Here is a 20010-nt window from a genome sequence, read left to right as displayed (position 1 = left end):
CGACCTTACGCTGTGGCCCGGTAATCCGGCGCCGTCGCCAGGAATTTCGCGTAGGCATCCGCATCCGGCGGCTGGAAGTGTCCGGCGAGCCCGCCGCGCTTCTGATTCCTGGCGCCGATGTCCGCCATCAGCTCGTCGAAATGGCGGTAGTGATAGGGCGCGACGCAGAGGCCGCCATAGACGCCGGCAGCCGGCCGTTCGACCCGCTTGAAGTGCAGCATCATCTCGACATTGTCGCGCATCGCTTGTGCCGTCGGCTGGTTCGCGAGCTGTCCGTCGGCATAGCGCACCAGCCAGTTCGCCGCCAGATCAGCACAGAGAACGGTGCAGAACGACGAGTTGAAGCCGACGAAGCCCATCTCCGGCAGATCAGGGTTGGCGATCAGGCGGTAGAGCCGGTACTGCCCGTCCGCATCGACAAGTTTCTGCCGATAGGCCTCGGGCAGGAACGGCACGCCGAGCTTGTAGCCGATCGCGAGCACGGCGACGTCGGTCGCGACGCGCTCGCCGCCGCTCATCACGATGCTGTCGCCTTCATAGTGGTCGAAGCTGCCGAACACCGCCTTGATGCGGCCGTCGGCGACCATCGGGTAGAAGTCCGGCGTTGCGATCGGCACCGAGCAGTTGACGCCGTCCTCGATCCGCTCCTTCGGCACCATCTTGCACCGGTTCAGCTTGAGCTGCGCCTTCAGCAGGCTCTCCAGCCCGCGCCAGTTCGCCCAGATCAGCGGCGCGGCGATGCGGTGCGCGAGCCGTGCCATGGAGCTCGCGCCCCAGCCCGGAAACATCTCCTCCTGCGCGCGGATGTAGAGGATGCGCTTGAAGTTCACGAGCCCGCCAATGAAATAGGGGATGCGCCACACCGGCTCGCGCATCACGATGGTAACCTCGCGCGCGCCCGATTTCACCGCGTTCACGGCGATGTCGGTCGCGGACTTCGAGCCGCCGAGCACGACGACGCGCCGCCCTTTCGCCAGCGTCGGATCGCTGTATGTCGACGAATGCAGGATCTGGCCGCCCTGCGCCAGAAAGCCGTCCTCGCCCGGGCAATGCAGCTCGCGCGGCTCGTTGAACTGCCCGGTGCAGACCGCGACGAAATCGAAATTCTCGTTCGTGGTCGCGCCGTCCTTGCTTGATAGCGTGAGCGTCCAGCCCGGTTTGCCATCGGCGCGGCGCTCCATGCCGGCGACCCCAGTGTTGAGGCGCAGCATGCGGTCGAGGCCAAAGTTTTTCGCATAGTCGCAGAGATAAGCATGGACCTGCGGCCCGGTCGGCCATTCCGGATAACTGTCCGGCATGGCGCGATCGGTGTAGCGGTAGAGCTCCTTCGGGCTCTGGGTCTGCACGTCAGGATAGGAGCGCGCCGGCTCCCAGACGCCGCCGAGATCGGCACTGCGCTCGACGATGGTGACGCGGTGGCCGTGGCTGGAAAACGCCTTTGCGGCGGCGAGGCCGGAGACGCCGGCGCCGATCACGCAGACATGCTTGGGACTGACCATGGGATTCCTCGCAATCAATGTGTTTCGGGCGCAAGCGACCACGCTCGGCCGCGATGCGCGCCCGGCGGACCTGCAGGCAGATGAAACTGGACGAGAAGGCTGGCCGCCTAATCGTTGGCCTCGGGCGGCAGGAAGTCGACCTCGTGCAGCGCCGAGATGCGCACGACTTCGGCGGGGTCCGTCAGATTGTGGAGCTGGTTGAACAGCGCCTCCAGCTTCTGCATCGGCGAGACCCAGAACAGCGCGCGGCACGGCTTGTCGGACTTGTTGAAATAGCCGTGCGGGATGCCGCGCGGCATGCGCACGAGATCCCCGGCATGGGCCTTGACCCATTGGCCGTCGAGCTTGAGGTCGAGCGTGCCTTCCTGCACCAAGATGAACTCGTCCTGGGTCGGATGAATGTGCACGGGCACGAACTGGCCGGGCTCGCTGTTGGTCTCGAACGCGAAGGTGGAATCTGTGATGGCCTTGGGAAAATAGACCTGGCCAAGGATGTTCCAGCTCTTTCCGCCATAGCCCGTGCCAACAGCGGTTATGCCCTTTTCGAGTGCAGTCATGGCTCACTCCTCATGGATTCCGGCGAGGATGGAGCTTCGGCCCGTCGACGGTCGCTGTCTATCCGCTAAACGAATCCGGATGCGGCTGTTGCCATGCAGCACGACGATTTTGCGACGCGGCTCTTTTCGCATCCCGGGAACTATTATAGGCTTAAAGCAACTCCGTGGCCCGAGGCGTGGTCGACGATGTCCGCAGCCGAGCTGGAAATGAGCACGCGGCGGTCCGAAGCCGAACGGCTTGCGGACTTCGCCCGCGTCACCACGGACGATGTCGACGAAGCGGCAGAGCAGATCGGACGCATCTTCTGCCCGCACGATCTCAAGCCGGTACGGCCGCGCGGACCGGGGTTCTCAGCCCGGCACAATTGCGCGGCGTTCGACGGCTTCTCGATCAACTATGTCGCCTATGGCGGGTCGGTGAGCATCGATCCCGGCTGCCTCGAGCGCTTCTTCCTGGTACAGGTCCCGCTCACCGGCACCGCCCGCATTCGTGCCGGCGTCAGCGAAATCGATGCTGCGCCGGGCCGGACGGCGTCGCTGCTGTCGCCGACCATCCCGACCCGGATGATGTGGAGCGACTGTGCGCAGGCGATCCTGCTGCTCGACCGTCGCATGGTCGAGCAACGCGCTGCGTCGCTGTCGGGCAGGGCGGCCGGCCCAGTCGAGTTTGATGCCGCGATCGACCTCGACGCACCGGCGGGGCAGGCCCTGCAGACCAGCCTTGCCGAGCTGATGCTGCTCGCCGAGCGTCTCGGGCCGTCCGGCAGGCTTTCACCGGTCGCGATGGCCGATTGGCGCGAGGTGCTGCTCGATCATCTCCTCAACGGCCGGCGGCATGGCCTGTCGGATGCCATCAGGAGGTTCTCGGGGCAAGCCGAGCGTTTGCCGCGTGCACTGCGCGCCGCGCGGGACCATCTTGCGGAAAATGCCGGTGAGCCGCTCGACCTCGCGCAGCTCGCCTGCGCGTCCGGGATCGGCGTCCGCGCGCTCCAGCTCGGCTTCCGCCGCCACTTCGGCGTATCGATCTCGGAGATGCTGCTCGACATGCGCCTCGCTGCTCTGCACGCCCGGCTCGCGCAGGCTTCGCCGGATGTCTCCATCACCGAGATCGCCTTCGATCTCGGCTTCACCCATCTCGGCCGCATGGCGGGTGCCTACCGCGAAAAATTCGGCGAGACGCCGTCGGCAACGCTGCGGCGAAGGATGAGCTAGGCGGCAGGCATCTATTTTCGCGATCGCGTCGTGCCGCTGTCTTCAGCCGCCTGCCTGCGTAAAAAGCCCTCGACATCCGCCTGCACCGAGTACGGCGTCGGGATCGGATCGCCCGCGGCGTCGACGGCGGTGTCGAGGGAGCGGCGCAGCATGCGCGCGAGCTCGGCCTTTCGGTACGGCTTCGCCAGAAGCGGCGCGCCCATGGTGGCGCGTCCCTGCGCGTGCAGCGAATCGTAGGCATAACCCGACGTGAACAGCACCCGCAGCGAGGGCCGCGCAGCCACCATCTGTTCGGCGAGCTCGCGTCCGTTGACGCCGCCAGTCATCACGATGTCGGTGAAGAGCAGATCAAACGGCGTGCCTTCGGCCACGATGGCGAGCGCTTCGGTCGCATTGGCGGCGGAAATGACCTGGTAACCGAGGCTTTTTAGCTGGACGGTGACATATTGGCGGACGTCGCGATCGTCCTCGACGCAGAGGATTGTCTCCGTGCCGCCCACCACCTTGCGCTCGTCATAGCCAGCCGGACGGAGCGTGCTGGTCTCGGCCTTCGGCAGGTAGATCGTGAAAATCGTGCCGCGGCCTTCTTCGGAAGTGACCTTGATGCCGCCGCCGGACTGCTTGACGAAACCGAACACCATGCTGAGACCGAGCCCGGTGCCCTTGCCGACATCCTTGGTCGAGAAGAACGGATCGAAGATGCGTTCGAGAATGGCTTGCGAAATACCCGTGCCGGTATCGGCGACCTCGATCTCGACATAGTCGCCGGCATAGCCGGCGCCCACCGCCACGGCCTCGCGCACGCCGAATACCACGTTGCGCGTCGTGAGCGTGAGCTTGCCGCCATCCAGCATCGCGTCGCGGGCGTTGATCGCGAGGTTGAGCAGCGCCGCGCTCAGTTGGCCGCGGTCGGCGAAAGCCAGCCAGACGTTGCGGTCAAGCCTGGACACGATCTCGATCTTCTTGTCGAAGGTCGCCAGCAGCAGCTTTGCGACCTCTTCGAGCAGCTCGTTGACGTCGATCTCGGCCGGCTGGAGCGCCTGCTTGCGGGCAAAGGACAACAGGCTCGACGTCAGCGCGGCGCCGCGATCGGCCGCTTCGCTGATCAGCTTGGTGATGGTCGCAAGCGGCGGGTCGTCCTTCACGGCGTCGGCGAGGATCTCGATCGTGCCCGTGATCACGGTGAGCATGTTGTTGAATTCGTGCGCGATGCCGCCGGTGAGCTGGCCGACCGCCTCCATCTTCTGGGCCTGGATCAGTTGCTCCTCGGCGGCGCGCTTCTGGGTGACGTCCTTGACGAAATTGTTGATGATGGTGCGCCCGCCGAGCTGGAGCGCCGTGCTCGACGCCTCGATCAGGATCTGGTCGCCGTTCCGGTGCAGCAGCGTCGCTTCGAACCGGATGCCGATCGGCGTATCCGACAGTTCCGGCAAAAGCCGCATCATGCGTTGCCTGAAGCCGTCGCGGAGCGGCTCGGCGATGAGGAGGTTGACGACGTCGGCGCCGAGCGCCTCCTTGCGGGTCCATCCGGTCAGGGCCTCGGCCTGGACACTCCACTCCAGGACGATGCCGTTCGCATCGGTCTGAACGAAGGCGTCGAGCGCGGTCTTGATGACGGCCTGGGTCATCTGTGCGCCGGCCTGGGCCTGCTCGGCCAGTTGCGCGGCGGCGCGTTTGTCCTGCGCCGTTTCGATCGCGCGCGTGCACAGCCGTGCGAGCAGCACCGCAACGGCGCCGCTTGCCAGCAAAGCGATGATCTGGGCCAAGCCGAACCCGGTCCCGGTCGCGGCATAGGAGGCGAGGAGGGCCGCGGCGGTCACGGCGACCTGCGCGGCCAGCGCGAGTGTCAGAAGCGGTCTGAGTTTCATGGTCTCACACCAGCGACGTCAATCGCGGGACCCTCGCGTTCGCGCTGTAGATTGCTCCGGCTTCACGTCAGCTACAGGCTCCGCGAGCCTGCGTCGAGGGGCAATTTCCGGCGGGGCGCCGGCGTTCCTCGCGCTCAACCTGCCGGCGAATCGGTCTGGCGCAGCGTCGTGACCCAGATCACACGCGCGGCCTGCTGGGTCGGGTTGTCGAACATGTGCGGCACGATGCTCGGAAAGCGGAAGCTGTCGCCGGCCTCGAGCAGATGAGCCTGGTTGTCGAGCCACAGCCGCAGGCTGCCGGACAGGATGTACCCGGCCTTCTCGCCGGTGTGCTGCAAGAAGTCGGTGCCGGACGAGGCGCCGGGGTTGAGCGTGAGCTCATAGAGTTCGAGCTGGCCCTCGTCTGCCGGCGTCAGCGCTTCCTTGACGACGCCGCTGGCGGTGAGCCGCAACAGGCGCCGGCTGTTCTTGCGCACGATGTAGCGCTGTACGTCGGCGGGATCGGTGGTCTCGAAGAAATAGGAGATGGGAACGTCGAGCGCGATGCTGAGCAGGCGCAGCGTCCGTATCGACGGCATGGCACGCGCGCGTTCGAGCTGGCTGATCATGCCGTTGGAGAGCCCGGTCTTGGTGGCGACGTCCTGGATCGAGAGGCCGGCGCGCTGCCGCAGCAGCCGCACGGTTTCGCCGAGCCGCTGGTCGACCGCATCGTCAGCCTCGATCGCCGGGGCATCCTTCGGGCCGTTGGTCTCGCCGCGACCATCCATGTCGCTCTCCCATGCATTGCCTCGCCGCCGGAATGGCCGGCGGCGTGAAAAGGTCGCGCATCCTAGCAATGTGATTGACAGCTGTATTTAGTCATGATGAACTTTTGACTGAAAAATTTAGAAGCACTAAAGCCCACTCCTGTCCCTTTGCCGGGTCTCGGGGGCGCGGGAGACGGTGCCGTGTGCGGGAACGGAGACTGGTCATGGCAGACAGCACCGGCAAGTTCGGCGTTGGCGGACTGCATCATCTCGGCATTCCGAATCGCCGACAATTCTTCCAGCTCGGCGCGGGCGCCGCGGCGGGATGGACCCTTGCAGGCAACGCCTTTGCGCAGAGCGAACGCCCGACCAATCCGCCGGACAAGCCGCGCGGGCAGGTGATCGCGGCGCTGTCGCAGGAGCCGACCGTCTTCCATCCGCTGATGCCGGGGATCGAGGTCGATCAGGGCATCTGGTGGCAGGTGTTCTCGCCGTTGTGGTTCATCGAACCCGACGGCAAGTTCGTCCCTGATCTCGCGCGCGAAGTCCCGACCGTCGAGAATGGCGGCCTGTCGGCCGACGGCCTGACCTGGAAGATCAAGCTGCGCAGCGACGTGAAATGGCACGACGGCACGCCGTTCACGGCCGAGGACGTGAAATTCTCGCTGGACCTGATCAACAATCCCGACTTCCGCGTCCGCAACCGCGTCGGCCACAACCTCGTCAAGGACATCAAGGTCGTCGCGCCCGACGAGATCCACTGGCGGATGGAAGCTCCCTATTCGCCCTACATGTCGATCCTGTCGCTCACCTTCATCGTGCCGAAGCACATCCTGGAGAAGCTGTCGGATCCGAACGCCTCGCCGTTCCACAATGCGCCAGTCGGCACCGGGCCGTTCCGCTGGGGCGAGCGCGTGCCCGGCGACCACATTCAATTGAATGCCCATACCGGCTACCACGGCAAAGGACCGTACGTCGAACGCGTGGTCTTCAAATACATTCCTGATCTCACCGTCCTCTACACCCAGTTCCGCACGGGGCAGGTCGACTACACCGGCCTGCAAGGCATCTTGCCGAACTTCGTGCAGGAGGCGAAGACGCTGAAGGGCCGCAAGATCTTCGTCTCGGCGACGTCCTCGGTGGAGCACGTCGCGCCCAACCTGGAATTCGGGCCCTTCGCCGATCGCACGGTGCGTGAGGCGCTTTACCTTGCCATCAACAAGCAGGCGATCATCGATGCGCTGAACTACGGCCTGCCGACGCAGACCGAGAGTTTCGTGCCGCAACAGGCCTGGTCGTTCCAGCAGGGCCTGCCGCAGCACAAATACGATCCGGCCAAGGCCAACGCGCTGCTCGACGCGGCCGGATGGACCCGCGGCTCCGGCGGCATCCGCGAGAAGGGTGGCGTCAAGCTCGAATTCACCAACTCGACGACGTCGGGCAATGCGGTGCGCGAGCAGACCCAGCAGCTCCTGATCCAGGACTGGCGCGCGATCGGCGCGGCGATGCGGGTCAACAACATGCCGGCCGCCGTGATCTGGGGCGATTTCTGGCAGCAGTCGAAATTCAATTCGGTGCTGGTGTCCGTGAACTTCATGCTCGGCAGCGACCCCGATGTGACGCCGCGCTTCGGCTCCGGCGCTATCCCTGCCAAGGGCGGCCGTGGCTTCAACACCTATCAGTACAACAGCGCCGAGGCCGATCGTCTGCTCGCCGAGGGCGCCAGACAGTTCGATCTCGCCCAGCGCAAGACGACCTATGGCGATCTGCAAAAGCTGATCCGCAACGACCTCGCCATCCTGCCGCTGTTCCAGGGTTTTATTGCCGAAGGCGTGAAGGAGGGGCTGCAAGGCTTCCGTCCCAACATCAACACCTCGATCAATTGCTGGAACATCCGCGAATGGTACTGGGCCTGATGCGTCTGGCGCACTGGATCGCCTGAGATGGCCCGTTACGTCGCCAACCGCCTGGCGCAGGCGATCATGCTGCTGGTGATCGTCTCCGCGATCGGATTTGCCATCCTGCATCTGGCCCCCGGCGGTCCGCTGTCGCAATACGCGGCGTCCGCGCAGATGACGCAGGAGGACCTCGACCGCGTCACCAGGCAGCTCGGCCTCGATCGCCCGTTGCCGATCCAGTATCTCGACTGGTTCGGCCGCATGCTGAAAGGCGATTGGGGCAAGTCCTATCGCGACGGCGAGGCGGTGCTGTCGGTGATCTCCTCCCATCTCGGCGCCACGCTGGAGCTGATGGCGACGGCGACCATCATCGCGGTTTTGCTCGGCTGCTGGATCGGCGTGCTGGGCGCGCTGCGCCGCTATTCGCTGTTCGATACGCTGGCGACCGTCGGCGCCATGATCGCGCTGTCGATCCCGACCTTCTGGTTCGGCCTCGTCACCATCTACGTGTTCTCGGTGAAGCTCGGCTGGCTGCCGGCCGGCAATCGCCAAACCGTCGGCGATGGCTCCTTCCTCGACCTGCTGCATCATCTGATTGCGCCGGCGCTGGTGCTGGCGCTGGTCGAGACCGCGATGTGGGGCCGCTTCATGCGCTCCTCCATGCTCGAGGTGATCAACCAGGACTACATCCGCACCGCGCGCGCCAAGGGCATGCCGGAATGGCGCATCCTCACCGTACACGCGCTGCGCAACGCCCTGCTGCCGATGATCACGGTGGCCGGCCTCCAGTTTCCGACGCTGCTCGGCGGCGCGCTGGTCGCCGAGACCGTGTTCACCTGGCCCGGCATGGGCCGGCTGTTCCTGGATTCCATCGGCTACCGCGACTATCCCGTGGTGATGGGCATCCTGATGTTCTCGGCGACCATGGTGCTGATCGGCTCGCTGCTCGCCGACATCCTCTATGCCGTCGTCGATCCGCGTATCCGGGTGGGCTAGGAATGACGGCTGCGACCCTCTCGACCGCTCAGCTCGCGCCCGGCCAGGCCGCATGGCGGCGCTTTCGCCGACATCGCCTTGCGCTTGCGGGTGCTGTCATTATTCTGGTTCTCGTCCTCGGATCGGCGTTGGGTCCCTATCTGCTGCCGTTCGACGACACCTATATCGACATCATGAAGCGGTTCGCGCCGCCGTTGTCGGGCGCGCACATCCTCGGCACCGACGAGCTTGGCCGCGACGTGCTGGCGCGGCTGATGATGGGCGGGCGGATCTCGCTCTCGATCGGCATCGTCGCGATGGTGATCGCGATGGCGGTCGGAATCGCCGTCGGCGCCTTCGCCGGCTTCTATGGCGGCGTGGTCGGCGCGGTCCTGATGCGGCTGGTCGACGCCGTGCTGTGCTTTCCGACGATCTTCCTCCTGCTTGCGCTGGCCGCCCTCACCGAACCTGGCCTGATCACCACGACGGTGCTGATCGCGGCGACCGCCTGGATGAGCGTTGCCCGCGTCGTCGAGGCCCAGGTGCGTTCGCTGCGCGAGCGCGAATTCGCGGTCGCCGCGCTCGCCTTCGGCTCGTCGAACCTGCGGATCATGTTTCGCGAGCTCGTGCCCAACGCGATCGCGCCGATCGTGGTGGCGGCGACGCTGAACGTCGCCAAGGCGATCCTGCTCGAATCCTATGTCAGCTATCTCGGCTACGGCATCCAGCCGCCGGCCGCGAGCTGGGGCAACATGCTCAACAACGCGCAGATCTATCTCACCAGCGCGCCGTGGCTTGCGATCGTGCCGGGCGTCGCCATCACTCTCGCGGTGACGAGCTTCAATTTCCTCGGTGACGGCCTGCGCGATGCGCTCGATCCGCGAACGAATATCCCATGACGAGCCGACTTGCTTCGATCGAACTGAATAGCTGGAGTGTCCCATGTCCCCGCCGCTCACCCGTATAAACAGCGACGAACGCCTGCCGGCGCAGGTGGACGTCGTCGTCATCGGCGGCGGCGTCATCGGCGTGTCCGCGGCCTATCATCTGGCGAAGAAGGGTCTCTCCGTTGCACTGGTCGAGAAAGGCCATGTCGGCGGCGAGCAGTCGAGCCGCAATTGGGGCTGGTGCCGCCAGCAGGGCCGCGCCCGTGAGGAGATCCCGCTGGCCCGCGAGGCGCTCCGGCTGTGGGAGGACATGCAGGACGACGCCGGTGTCGATGCCGGCTTCCGCCGCACCGGCGTGCTGTTCCTGACCAAAAGCAAGGACGAGCTGGCCAGTTGGGAGCGATGGGCCGCAACGGCGCGCGAGATGCAGGTCCACTCGACCGTCCTGACGCCGGCGGAAGTCGCCGAGCGCCTGCCCGGCAATTCCGAGAAATGGGTCGGCGGCCTGCACACGCCGAGCGACGGGCGCGCCGAGCCGTCGATGGCCGTGCCGGCGCTCGCCACCGCTGCACGCAAGCATGGCGTGACCATCCACCAGGGCTGCGCTGCACGCGGGCTGGAAACGCAGGGCGGACGGGTCAGCGCCGTCGTCACCGAGAAGGGCACCATTCGCACCCAGTCCGTGCTGCTGTCGGGCGGCGCGTGGTCGTCGCTGTTCTGCCGCCGTCACGGCATCGAGCTCCCGATCGGCCTCGTCAACGCCACCGCATGCCGAACCACGCCGGGACCTGAGATCACGTCCGGCGCGCTCGGCACCGACTTCTACTGTATCCGCCGCCGTCTCGACGGCGGTTTTACACTGGCGCTACGCGGCCGCGGGACTGTCGAACTGTCGCCAGACCTGTTCCGCTACGCGCGCACCTTCTGGCCGACCTACCTGCATCGCAAGAACGGGCTGAAACTGTCGTTCGGCAAGTCGTTCTTCGACCAGATCGTGCGCGGCACGAGCTGGAGTTTTGACAAGCCGTCGCCGTTCGAGACCGAGCGGGTGCGCGATCCGGCACCCGACATGTCGCTGGTCAACGCGGCGCTGGCTTCGCTGATCAAGTCGAATCCCGAATTGAAGGACATCGAGATCGCGGAAGCCTGGGGCGGCACGATCGACTGCACGCCGGACACCATTCCCGTGATCTCGCCGGTCGATGCCTTGCCCGGCTTCTTCCTCGCGACCGGCTTCTCCGGCCACGGTTTTGGCATCGGTCCTGCGGCCGGCAAGCTCGCCGCCGACATCGTGACCGGCGCGACGCCGCTGGTCGATCCCGCGGCCTACAGCCACAAGCGCATGATCGACGGCCGGCGTCTCGCGCCGGTCAGCCCGTTCTGAGAGTGCTGGTGGCATGACGGTTCTCTACAAGGCCAACATGGTTCGCGGCGCCGAATGGGCGCGCTTCTTCGCGGAACGCGCGCCCGATGTGCCGTTCCGGCTCTGGCCCGACATCGGCGATCCCGCAGAGGTGCGCTACCTGGTGGCGTGGGTGCCGCCGGACGATATCGCGACGACCTTTCCCAATCTCGAGCTGGTCTTTTCGGTCGGTGCTGGCGTGGATCAGTTCGATGCCACAAAACTTCCGCCGCACCTACCGCTCGTCCGCATGCTGGAGCCCGGCATCGCCGAGACCATGGTGGAATACGTCACCATGGCCGTGCTCGCCCTGCATCGCGATCTCCTGCACTTCATCAGCCAACAGAAGGAGCAGGTCTGGCGCGAGATCCGGATCACGCCGGCCAAACGTCGTCGTGTCGGCGTGATGGGGCTGGGCCAGCTCGGCCAGGCCGTGCTCGACCGGCTCAAGGCGTTCGACTTTCCGCTTCTCGGCTGGAATCGTTCGCCGCGCGAGGTTGAAGGCGTCACCTGCTACGCCGGTACGGACACCTTGCCAGAGTTTCTCGCGCAGGCCGACATTCTCGTCTGCCTGCTGCCGCTGACCGACGAGACCCGCGGCATCCTCAATGCCGATCTGTTCGCGCGCCTGCCGCGCGGAGCAGGGCTCGTCAATGTCGGGCGTGGTCCGCATCTCGTCCAAGCCGATTTTCTCGCGGCGCTCGACAGCGGCGCGCTGTCCGGTGCGGTGCTCGACGTTGCCGATCCCGAGCCGCTGCCCGCCGGCCATCCGTTCTGGAGCCATCCGCGCATCCTGCTGACGCCGCACAATGCCAGCATGACGACGCCTGATACGGCCGTCGATTTCGTGCTCGACGTCATCGCACGCCACCGCCGCGGCGAAGATCTGCCGGGGCGCGTCGATCGCAGTCGCGGCTATTAGGGCAATCGCATGAGCACCGGCGCAAGCAGGCCTGATCCGATCGTTGCCGAAGCGCAGGCGCCCGTGTTGTCGGTCGCGGGCCTGACCACGTCCTTTCTGCGCGAGCGGCAATGGATTCCCGTCGTCCGCGACGTGTCGTTCGATATCGCGGCCAAGGAAACCGTGGCGATCGTCGGCGAGTCCGGTTCGGGCAAGAGCGTCACCGCGCTTTCCATCATGCGGCTCATTCCGAAGGAGAGCGGCCGCGTCGAGGGGCGCGTCACGCTCGCGGGCCGCGATCTGCTGACGCTGTCCGAAGCGAGCATGACGGATGTTCGTGGCAACGATGTCGCCATGATCTTCCAGGAGCCGATGACGAGCCTCAATCCGGTGCTCACCATCGGCTTCCAGATCGCCGAGGCGCTGATCCAGCATCGCGGCCTGTCGCGCGCGGCGGCGGAGGCCGAGACCATCCGTCTGCTCGATCGTGTCCGCATTCCCGCGGCGGCGTCACGCTTCCACGAGCATCCGCATCGTTTCTCCGGCGGCATGCGCCAGCGCGTGATGATCGCGATGGCGCTCGCCTGCAAGCCGAAGCTGCTGATCGCCGACGAGCCGACGACGGCACTCGACGTCACGATCCAGGCCCAGATCCTGGAGCTTCTGAAGGAGCTCCAGCAGGAGGAGGGGATGTCGATCCTCTTCATCACCCACGACATGGGCGTGGTCGCCGAGATCGCGGACCGTACCGTGGTGATGTATGGCGGGCAGGCGGTCGAGACCGATGCGACCGCGCGCATCTTCGCTGCGCCCTCGCATCCCTATACGAGCGCGCTGCTCGCGGCCGTACCGCGTCTCGGCTCGATGGGCGGGCGGACGCGGCCGATGCGTTTTCCGATCGTCGACAAGGTGACGGGCACCTCGGACGAGCCAACGGAGACACCTGAGACGGTCTCAACCGCGGAGCGGCCGCTGCTCGAAGTCTCCAACCTCACCACACGCTTTCCGATCCGCTCCGGCTTGTTCGGCAAGGTTTCGGGCCGCGTCCACGCGGTCGAGAACATCTCCTTCACCCTGCGCGCCGGCGAGACGCTGGCGCTGGTCGGCGAGTCCGGTTGCGGCAAATCCACGACAGGCCGTTCCATCCTCAAGCTGACGGAGCCCGACAGCGGCACCGTCCTGGTCGACGGCCAGGACGTCCTCGCCATGAACGCCCGGACCTTGCGCGACTTCCGCAAGCAGATGCAGATCGTATTCCAGGATCCGTTCGCGAGTCTCAATCCGCGCATGTCGGTGGGGACGGCGATCGCAGCGCCGCTGCTCGCCAACGGGCTCGCCACGGCATCGCAGGCGCGCGACAAGGTCGCCGACCTCCTCGTGCGCGTCGGCCTGACCGCGGATATGGCCGCGCGCTTTCCGCACGAATTCTCCGGCGGCCAGCGCCAGCGCATCTGCATTGCGCGCGCGCTCGCGCTCGGGCCGAAGCTGATCGTTGCGGACGAAGCGGTCTCCGCCCTCGACGTCTCGGTCAAGGCGCAGGTCGTCAACCTGATGCTCGACCTCCAGGCCAGCATGGGCCTTGCCTATCTCTTCATTTCCCACGACATCGCGGTGGTCGAGCGCATGAGCCATCGCGTCGCCGTGATGTATCTCGGCGAGATCGTCGAGACCGGCCCGCGCGCAGCCTTGTTCGGCAATCCGCAGCATCCCTACACGAAGAAGCTGATGGCCGCGGTCCCGGTGCCCGATCCATCGCGCCGCGGCACGAAGCGCGAGACCTCGAACGACGAGATCAGAAGCCCGGTGCGCGCACCGGATTATCAGCCGCCAGTCCGGCAGTATCGCGAAGTTTCGCCCGGCCACGTCGTCCAGGTCTGGGGCGAGGAATGGTCGGCCTAGCGCGCGAAGGCGCTCAGCGGATGCTTTCGAGAACGCACGATAAAATCGCGCCATGATCTGCCGCACACGTTAACGGTGTTGTCCTTCGCGATGCCAAGCCTGTGAAATCGTGCTGAAATCACAATGAATTCACCTCGTCGCGGCGGAGTGCGACCGGCTGCCACAATCTATATGCTAATCCGGCGAAGCTGGACCGTCTGCCGTCGATCTCCGATAATGCATCGACTCGGAAAGGCCGTCGCAGACGTGCCTTTCACGGATGGAATATTGAAATGACACAAGCAGGCGTCTACGGGCAGAGGCTCGGGCGGGGCCTTCACGTGAAGGAAGCTCCGGTTCTGATCACGCGCTCGCTGCGCAGCGCGGAGCTCGCGGTCACCGAAGTCCGCAATGACAAGCCGACGTCCGAACTTTCCGGCTCGTTGCCGGCTGAAGATGCTTACCTTGTCAGCCTGAAGCTCCGCGACTATCCCGCTTGCGAATGTTGGGAGGAAGGCCGCTACGTCACCAGGGAGGATATTCGTGCGGGCGCGACCTATCTGTACGACCTCAAGCGCGACCCGCGCTATGTGATCGACAAGCCGTTTCACTCGCTCTTCTTCTATTTGCCGCGCTCGGCCCTTCACGACATGGCGAGGCAACCCGGCGCGCCGCGCATTGGCGAGCTCAATTACGAGCCCGGTGTGGGGCATGACGACGGGGTCATCCGTCATATCGGCGCCAGCTTGCAGGAAGCACTGCGTCGGCCTGACGAGACCAACCAGCTTTTCGTCGATCACATGATGCTCGCGCTCACCGCCCACGTCGCCCAGACCTATGGCGGGCTGAAGCCTGTCGCTGAGCCTAACCGCGGCGGGCTCGCGCCATGGCAGGTGAAGCGCGCGTGCGACCGGCTCGACTCCGATCTCTCAGGCAAGGTCGCGCTGGAGCAGATCGCGACCGAACTCGGCCTCTCGGTCAGCCACTTTTCACGCGCATTCCGGATCTCCACCGGCCTGCCGCCGCATCAATGGCTGCTGCGCCAGCGCGTGAAGGCGGCCACGCAGCTGATGACGGTCCGCAACCTGCCGTTGTCCGAGATTGCGATCTCGGCCGGATTTGCCAATCAAAGCCATTTCACGCGGGTGTTCACCCAGATGGTTGGCGTCAGTCCGGGCGCATGGCGCCGCGAAACCCATGGCGGGCGGGACGAGTAGAGCGTTTTCGCGTCAAAATCAGAATCCAAATCAGTGCCGCTTCGCCAGCGAGATCGCGCGCTTCGTGCCCGTGAATTCGTGAGGCGCTGCGCTTCAGGGCAAGCATCCCGGCCATTCCTTCAGCAGGCGGCGACATCGCGCGAGGGAGGACGAAGCCAGGGTGAAGTCCGCCGATTTCCTGCACGAGGATTTCGCGCGGCGCATCCCAGCCGGCGATATCCACCTCAACGGGATGGCCCTGCTCGACCGTCCCGGCGATCGCACCATGGACGCGACCAGCGATGGCCGGACGAGGACAATCGCGACAATCTCGCCGACGGCATCGGCCATCCGCCTGACGAGATTTTTGCGGCGCGCCGCGGCCTACACGGCGCGAATCGATCTGGCGTGGCGCAACGCGGGACAGCTTGCGAACTCACGGCGCCTGTCAGTTCGCGCTTCTGCGCTCCCGCGTATGCAACGATGCAAACTTAGTCCTCCTGAGATCGTGACTGGATGGAGCGACAGGGAACAGGAGTATGTGAACAGTCTCATAGTCCATCACTCTCTTTTCGAGCTAACTCTCCCCCAAGAAATTGCTGCACCCGGAGCTGACTGACAGACACGGGTGAGATGCAATGCCTGCGAAGCCGCGAGCTCGCAGCTTTGGACTGGCTCTCGTCTTGGTTACGAGCAAGCCAGCCCCATCACTCAGCCACATCTTTTGGAAATTGGAATCAAGGGCATCGCGAAGCGCGTCCACGCAGCTTCTAATCGGGGTCGGCCGGTAGGCTGCTACTTATTGAGGAGCCCCCAATGAAGATAGGCAACGCAGTTTTCAGCGCATTTTCCCTAACGAGGTACGCCGGTAATCTTGGGATCGCCCGTTCCAGTCTTATCAAGTCGGCCCATCTCCTCGAAAGAATTGGGCTAGCAGCCGTTGGGGCCTCTTGCGGCCTCTATGTGGGTGCGACCCTGTTGCGTCAGAAAGGCGGGCTTTTTGAAAGCGGCTGGATCGTGCTGCTAACAATGCTCTACGGAGCTCTCAGCTATTATGTTGGAATTGATTTGTCCCGGTCTGTCGCTCGGAGGTCGATTTCGAGCACCTCGGAAGAATACAACGGCTCTGAGGTTGCTGAGATCATGAGTGCGGCCGGTACGTTCGGCGCGGCGATTGCAGCAACTCTGTCCGTCAGCATCCTTGTCCTTGATCAAAGCCTACCCAATGCGCTGATAGCGTTTCTCGCCGGCTGTTGGGTCGTTGGGTCTTCGCTTCAAGTTGCGGCGGGAACGATGGCGCGCAACTACGTAGTGCCCAAGGACGAAGAATGAAGACAATTGTGCTCACGGAAAAACGTCTGCTTGGCGTCGTGATGTGGGCACCAGTGCCAGTGCTGACGTCAGGTCTGAAGGCGAGTGGTTGACGGCTCATCGCAACTTCTGTCGTTCAACGCTGCGTGCAGACGATTTTTAGTAGCGCGACCGTTTGCATCGAGCAATGTCCTTGCTTGGAAGCGGCATCGGTACTGAGCAACCTAAGTTATCGCGCAACAAACAAGACGTGCCATCATGGTGGCGTTGGGATATTGTCCCCGCGCCGTGGTCCAAAATTCTGCTAACCGCCAACCGCACGATCGGTGGAGCCAATGCAGATTGCGGAGTGGCTCGAGAAGCTGGGGCTTGGACAATACGCAGAGCGTTTTGTCCAAAATGGGATCGACATGGGCGTCCTTCCCGAACTGATGGCCGAGGACTTCGATAAGCTCGGAGTCCTGCTTGGCCATCGCCGCAAAATGCTGCGTGCCATTGCCGACCTCGATCCAGCCGCGTTGATCGCATCGCCGGCTCCTCCTCACGACGCCGAGCGGCGTCACCTGACCGTTATGTTTTGCGACCTGGTCGGCTCGACTGCGCTCTCCGCGCGTCTCGATCCCGAGGATATGTGGGAAGTGATCCGGGCCTACCGCGCCGCTTGTGCGGGCGTCATCGCTGCTTATGACGGCAGGATCGCCAGGTTCGTCGGTGACGGAATACTGGTCTATTTCGGCTATCCCCGCGCCCACGAGGACGATGCGGAGCGCGCAGTGCGCGCGGGCCTCGACACCATCGCTGCGGTCGGGCGACTGAGGACGGGCGCGACCGAACGGGTTGAACTGCGGATCGCAATCGCGACCGGGCTTGTGGTGATCGGCGACCTCATCAGCGGCGATGCGTCGGAGGAGCACGCAACGGTCGGCGATACACCAAACCTTGCTGCCAGGCTTCAGAGCCTGGCCGAACCGGGAGTGGTCGTCGTCGCCTCGTCGACGCGCCGGCTGCTTGGCGATCTCTTCACTTTTCGCAATCTCGGCCGCCGCGAGGTCAAGGGGATAGCCGAACCCATCGCGGTCTGGGCGGTCGAGGGGGCGGCCGCATCGGAAAGTCGCTTCGAGGCGGTCCGCGCAGCGCGTTCGATCGGCTTTGTCGGTCGCAAGGAGGAGATCGAATTCACGCTCTCGCGCCAGCGGTTGGCATGGCAGGGGCAGGGCCAGATGGTGTTGATCTCCGGCGAAGCAGGCATCGGCAAGTCGCGCATTGTCGCAACGCTGTCCGAAAACCCCGCGTTGGGGGCGCATCGCCGGGTGCGATATCAGTGTTCGCCCTACCACACCAACAGCGCGCTTCATCCCTTTGTCGCGCAGCTGGAGCGCGCAGCCGGTATCCGCTCGCACGACACGCCGGGGCAAAAGCTCGACAAGCTTGAGGCAATGCTGGCGCTTGGAACGCAACAGGTCGCCCGGGCGACACCGCTCATTGCGGCTCTCCTTTCGATTCCAACCGGCGACCATTATCCGCCGCTTGGTTTGAGCCCGGCGCAGCAGCGGCGACAGACATTTGCCTCGCTTCTCGATCAGCTCGAGGGGTTGGCGCGAGAGCAGCCCCTGCTGGTTATCTGCGAGGATATGCATTGGGCCGATGCCACGACACTTGAACTGTTCGATCTCGGGGTCGACCGGATCAGGGGACTGCCGATACTCATGCTCATGACAGCCCGACCAGAGTTCGAGCCCTCCTGGTCGGGCCTCGCCAACGTCAGCCTGTTGCGGCTCGACCGGCTCGACCGGCAGGACACGCGTGCGCTGGTCGAGCAGGTGACCGTTGGCCGCCAGCTGCCGCGCGAGATGATGGAGCAGATCATCGACAAGACGGACGGCATCCCGCTATTCGTTGAGGAACTGACCAAGATGGTGCTGGAGTCCGGACTGCTCGTCGAAGATTCCGGACGCTACCGCCTCGATAGTCCGCTCCCGCCGCTCGCTATTCCCGCGACGCTGCAGGATTCGCTGATGGCGCGGCTCGACCGGCTGGCGCCCGTCAAGGAGGTGGCGCAGATAGGCGCCGCCATCGGCCGCGACTTTTCATACGCGCTGCTAAGATATGTGACGGGACGCGATGATCTGACGTTGAGCGCTGCGCTGGGGCAACTCGAAGAGGCGGAACTGCTGGTGCGTCGCGGGACACCGCCCGACGCAAACTATAGCTTCAGGCACGCTCTCGTTCAGGAAGCGGCCTATGAAGGCCTGCTCAAGAGCAAACGGCAGATGCTTCACAAGCGCATCGGCGATGTTCTGCGCGAGAAGTTTCCAGTCGTTGCCGAGACTGAGCCGGAAGTTCTGGCACACCACTTCACCGAGGCGGGGCTGAGCGAGATCGCCCTCGAATGGTGGCGCAAGGCGGGCCAGCAAGCACTGAAGCGCTCGGCCTATTCCGAGGCGATCGCGCATCTCGGCAAGGCGATTGCGTCCGCCGACGAGGTGCCGGATGATCCCCGCCGGATGATGAGCAGGCTGCATCTTCAAATCGAGTATGGCCGTGCATTGCGAGGCAGCCTCGGCCATAGCGCTCCCGAAACGGTAGCCGCATGGACGCGTGCCCGACAGTTCGCTGCCGACATCAATGATCCCGTTGAACTCGCGCCGGTCCATTCGGGTCTCTTCAATGCTTGCCTGACACACGGCGAACTCGCTCCGATGCTGGAGCTGGCGGATGCCATCAGGAGCGCCGCTGACCGACGACCGGACTCACCGGTGGCCGCTGTCGTTGCACATTGGACGGGCGGGGTTACCTGCTGGTTCGGCGGTGATTACTTGAACGCGAGGATGCATCTCGAGCAGGCACTCGAGATCTATGGTGCCGAGCCGGATCCCGCGACGTTCAGGGCTTCGGCACTGGATCTCCCGTTCGTGATCATGAGGTTTCTTGCCCTGGTGCTTTGGCCGCTTGGCAAGATCGCGCGCGCACGCCGCCTCGCCGCCGAAGCGGTGAGTGCTTCGGGAGAAAAACGGGCGCTGTCCCAGGCCAACGCGCTGGTTCATCGCGCCGTGTTCGACGGACTATGCGGAGGCGTGTTGCAGCAAACGGAGACGATCTTGGCGCTCGGTCTCGCGCGCGACCACACGATGCCGTTGTATGTGGCCGCCGGCACCTATCTGAATGGCCTCGCCAAGTGGCGTGCAGGCGACCAAATGACCGGACTGACGGAAATGCGTCGCGGCTGGACTTTGCTGCACGAGAATGACTGCTATCTCTGTGAGCCGTTTTGGGGGATGCACGTCGCCTTGGCGAACGCAGCGTCGGGCCAACTCGAAACCGGGCTGGAAATCTTGAGCGAATTGATCGCGTGGACCGGGCAATCCGGCCAGCATTGGCTTGATGCCGAGCTGCATCGCGCCCGCGGCGAGCTTTTGTCGCGTCTTGATCCTTCGGACGAAGCCAGTGCCGAAGCTTCCCTCAACCGAGCGCTTGAGATCGCACGACACCAGCAGACGAAGACTTTCGAGCTGCGCAGCGCCCTTGGACTTGCTCGCCTGCACAAGAGAAATGGCCGAGCAGGCGGGGTATCCGAAATGCTCGCTCCCGTGCTGGCCGAATTCGATGTGGAGCGAAATCTTTCTGAAGTCGTGGAAGCGAAAGAGCTGCTGGAGCAAGTGCATTAGGCACGTGCCGTTTTC

General features: G+C 64.6%; 15 protein-coding genes. 11 read left to right on the top strand and 4 right to left on the bottom strand.

The window, feature by feature from the left end:
- Positions 1–5: 5 nt before the first annotated feature.
- Both AB7245_RS35685 and AB7245_RS35680 read right to left on the bottom strand, forming a co-directional pair.
- The gene (locus tag AB7245_RS35685) at positions 6–1517 is read right to left on the bottom strand and encodes a flavin-containing monooxygenase (protein ID WP_434057413.1); all 1512 of its coding nucleotides are present in this window, start codon (positions 1515–1517) and stop codon (positions 6–8) included.
- Between the two features lie 89 nt (positions 1518–1606).
- Positions 1607–2056 (bottom strand): cupin domain-containing protein, encoded by a 450-nt coding sequence (locus tag AB7245_RS35680; RefSeq protein ID WP_085405188.1) that lies wholly within the window; start codon positions 2054–2056, stop codon positions 1607–1609.
- A 186-nt stretch (positions 2057–2242) separates the two neighbouring features.
- Between AB7245_RS35680 and AB7245_RS35675 the strand changes: the two genes are divergently transcribed.
- Positions 2243–3268 carry an AraC family transcriptional regulator gene (locus AB7245_RS35675; RefSeq protein WP_085405319.1) on the top strand — a complete coding sequence of 342 codons (1026 nt, stop codon included), beginning with the start codon at positions 2243–2245 and terminating at the stop codon, positions 3266–3268.
- 11 nt (positions 3269–3279) lie between these two features.
- Here the strand turns inward: AB7245_RS35675 and AB7245_RS35670 are convergent, their stop codons facing one another.
- Together AB7245_RS35670 and AB7245_RS35665 are read right to left on the bottom strand one after the other, a co-directional pair.
- A complete protein-coding gene (locus AB7245_RS35670) occupies positions 3280–5136 on the bottom strand; it encodes an ATP-binding protein (RefSeq protein WP_135214824.1) in 1857 nt (618 codons plus the stop codon).
- Positions 5137–5270: 134 nt separating this feature from the next.
- Complete coding sequence (locus tag AB7245_RS35665) at positions 5271–5903, bottom strand: cupin domain-containing protein (protein ID WP_085405186.1); 633 nt, start codon at positions 5901–5903, stop codon at positions 5271–5273.
- A gap of 203 nt (positions 5904–6106) precedes the next feature.
- On the opposite strand from AB7245_RS35665, the gene AB7245_RS35660 reads away from it, so the two are divergent.
- From AB7245_RS35660 to AB7245_RS35615, 10 genes are all read left to right on the top strand, one after another.
- The gene (locus tag AB7245_RS35660; RefSeq protein WP_085405185.1) at positions 6107–7798 is read left to right on the top strand and encodes a peptide ABC transporter substrate-binding protein; all 1692 of its coding nucleotides are present in this window, start codon (positions 6107–6109) and stop codon (positions 7796–7798) included.
- A 27-nt stretch (positions 7799–7825) separates the two neighbouring features.
- On the top strand, positions 7826–8776 hold the full coding sequence (locus tag AB7245_RS35655; RefSeq protein ID WP_028147015.1) for an ABC transporter permease: 951 nt from the start codon (positions 7826–7828) through the stop codon (positions 8774–8776).
- A gap of 2 nt (positions 8777–8778) precedes the next feature.
- Positions 8779–9654, top strand: coding sequence for an ABC transporter permease (locus AB7245_RS35650; RefSeq protein WP_085405184.1), 876 nt, complete (start codon positions 8779–8781; stop codon positions 9652–9654).
- 43 nt (positions 9655–9697) lie between these two features.
- Positions 9698–11026, top strand: a complete 1329-nt coding sequence (locus AB7245_RS35645; protein ID WP_085405183.1) for an NAD(P)/FAD-dependent oxidoreductase — start codon at positions 9698–9700, stop codon at positions 11024–11026.
- Between the two features lie 13 nt (positions 11027–11039).
- Positions 11040–11966 carry a 2-hydroxyacid dehydrogenase gene (locus AB7245_RS35640; protein WP_085405182.1) on the top strand — a complete coding sequence of 309 codons (927 nt, stop codon included), beginning with the start codon at positions 11040–11042 and terminating at the stop codon, positions 11964–11966.
- A gap of 9 nt (positions 11967–11975) precedes the next feature.
- Positions 11976–13844 carry an ABC transporter ATP-binding protein gene (locus AB7245_RS35635; RefSeq protein WP_094184520.1) on the top strand — a complete coding sequence of 623 codons (1869 nt, stop codon included), beginning with the start codon at positions 11976–11978 and terminating at the stop codon, positions 13842–13844.
- Positions 13845–14116: 272 nt separating this feature from the next.
- Complete coding sequence (locus tag AB7245_RS35630) at positions 14117–15040, top strand: helix-turn-helix domain-containing protein (RefSeq protein ID WP_085405181.1); 924 nt, start codon at positions 14117–14119, stop codon at positions 15038–15040.
- A gap of 160 nt (positions 15041–15200) precedes the next feature.
- The gene (locus AB7245_RS35625) at positions 15201–15638 is read left to right on the top strand and encodes a hypothetical protein (protein WP_244623163.1); all 438 of its coding nucleotides are present in this window, start codon (positions 15201–15203) and stop codon (positions 15636–15638) included.
- Between the two features lie 197 nt (positions 15639–15835).
- Positions 15836–16351: a hypothetical protein gene (locus AB7245_RS35620; RefSeq protein WP_063981455.1), complete on the top strand. Its 516-nt coding sequence runs from the start codon at positions 15836–15838 to the stop codon at positions 16349–16351.
- Between the two features lie 314 nt (positions 16352–16665).
- Entirely contained in the window at positions 16666–19995 is a 3330-nt protein-coding gene (locus AB7245_RS35615; protein WP_085405180.1) for an adenylate/guanylate cyclase domain-containing protein, read from the top strand.
- Positions 19996–20010 lie beyond the last annotated feature (15 nt).

Origin of the sequence: Bradyrhizobium sp. 604_D8_N2_3 (assembly GCF_051810765.1) — a bacterium.
GTDB classification, from domain to species: domain Bacteria; phylum Pseudomonadota; class Alphaproteobacteria; order Rhizobiales; family Xanthobacteraceae; genus Bradyrhizobium; species Bradyrhizobium barranii.
The sequence above is the reverse complement of the archived record's forward strand: the minus strand, read 5'-3'. Positions and strand labels throughout refer to the sequence as shown.

Coding starts and splice junctions, on each gene's coding strand:
- AB7245_RS35680 (WP_085405188.1), bottom strand. CDS start 2,056: ATGACTGCACTCGAAAAGGGCATAACCGCTGTTGGCACGGGCTATGGC.
- AB7245_RS35675 (WP_085405319.1), top strand. CDS start 2,243: ATGTCCGCAGCCGAGCTGGAAATGAGCACGCGGCGGTCCGAAGCCGAA.
- AB7245_RS35670 (WP_135214824.1), bottom strand. CDS start 5,136: ATGAAACTCAGACCGCTTCTGACACTCGCGCTGGCCGCGCAGGTCGCC.
- AB7245_RS35665 (WP_085405186.1), bottom strand. CDS start 5,903: ATGGATGGTCGCGGCGAGACCAACGGCCCGAAGGATGCCCCGGCGATC.
- AB7245_RS35660 (WP_085405185.1), top strand. CDS start 6,107: ATGGCAGACAGCACCGGCAAGTTCGGCGTTGGCGGACTGCATCATCTC.
- AB7245_RS35655 (WP_028147015.1), top strand. CDS start 7,826: ATGGCCCGTTACGTCGCCAACCGCCTGGCGCAGGCGATCATGCTGCTG.
- AB7245_RS35650 (WP_085405184.1), top strand. CDS start 8,779: ATGACGGCTGCGACCCTCTCGACCGCTCAGCTCGCGCCCGGCCAGGCC.
- AB7245_RS35645 (WP_085405183.1), top strand. CDS start 9,698: ATGTCCCCGCCGCTCACCCGTATAAACAGCGACGAACGCCTGCCGGCG.
- AB7245_RS35640 (WP_085405182.1), top strand. CDS start 11,040: ATGACGGTTCTCTACAAGGCCAACATGGTTCGCGGCGCCGAATGGGCG.
- AB7245_RS35635 (WP_094184520.1), top strand. CDS start 11,976: ATGAGCACCGGCGCAAGCAGGCCTGATCCGATCGTTGCCGAAGCGCAG.
- AB7245_RS35630 (WP_085405181.1), top strand. CDS start 14,117: ATGACACAAGCAGGCGTCTACGGGCAGAGGCTCGGGCGGGGCCTTCAC.
- AB7245_RS35620 (WP_063981455.1), top strand. CDS start 15,836: ATGAAGATAGGCAACGCAGTTTTCAGCGCATTTTCCCTAACGAGGTAC.
- AB7245_RS35615 (WP_085405180.1), top strand. CDS start 16,666: ATGCAGATTGCGGAGTGGCTCGAGAAGCTGGGGCTTGGACAATACGCA.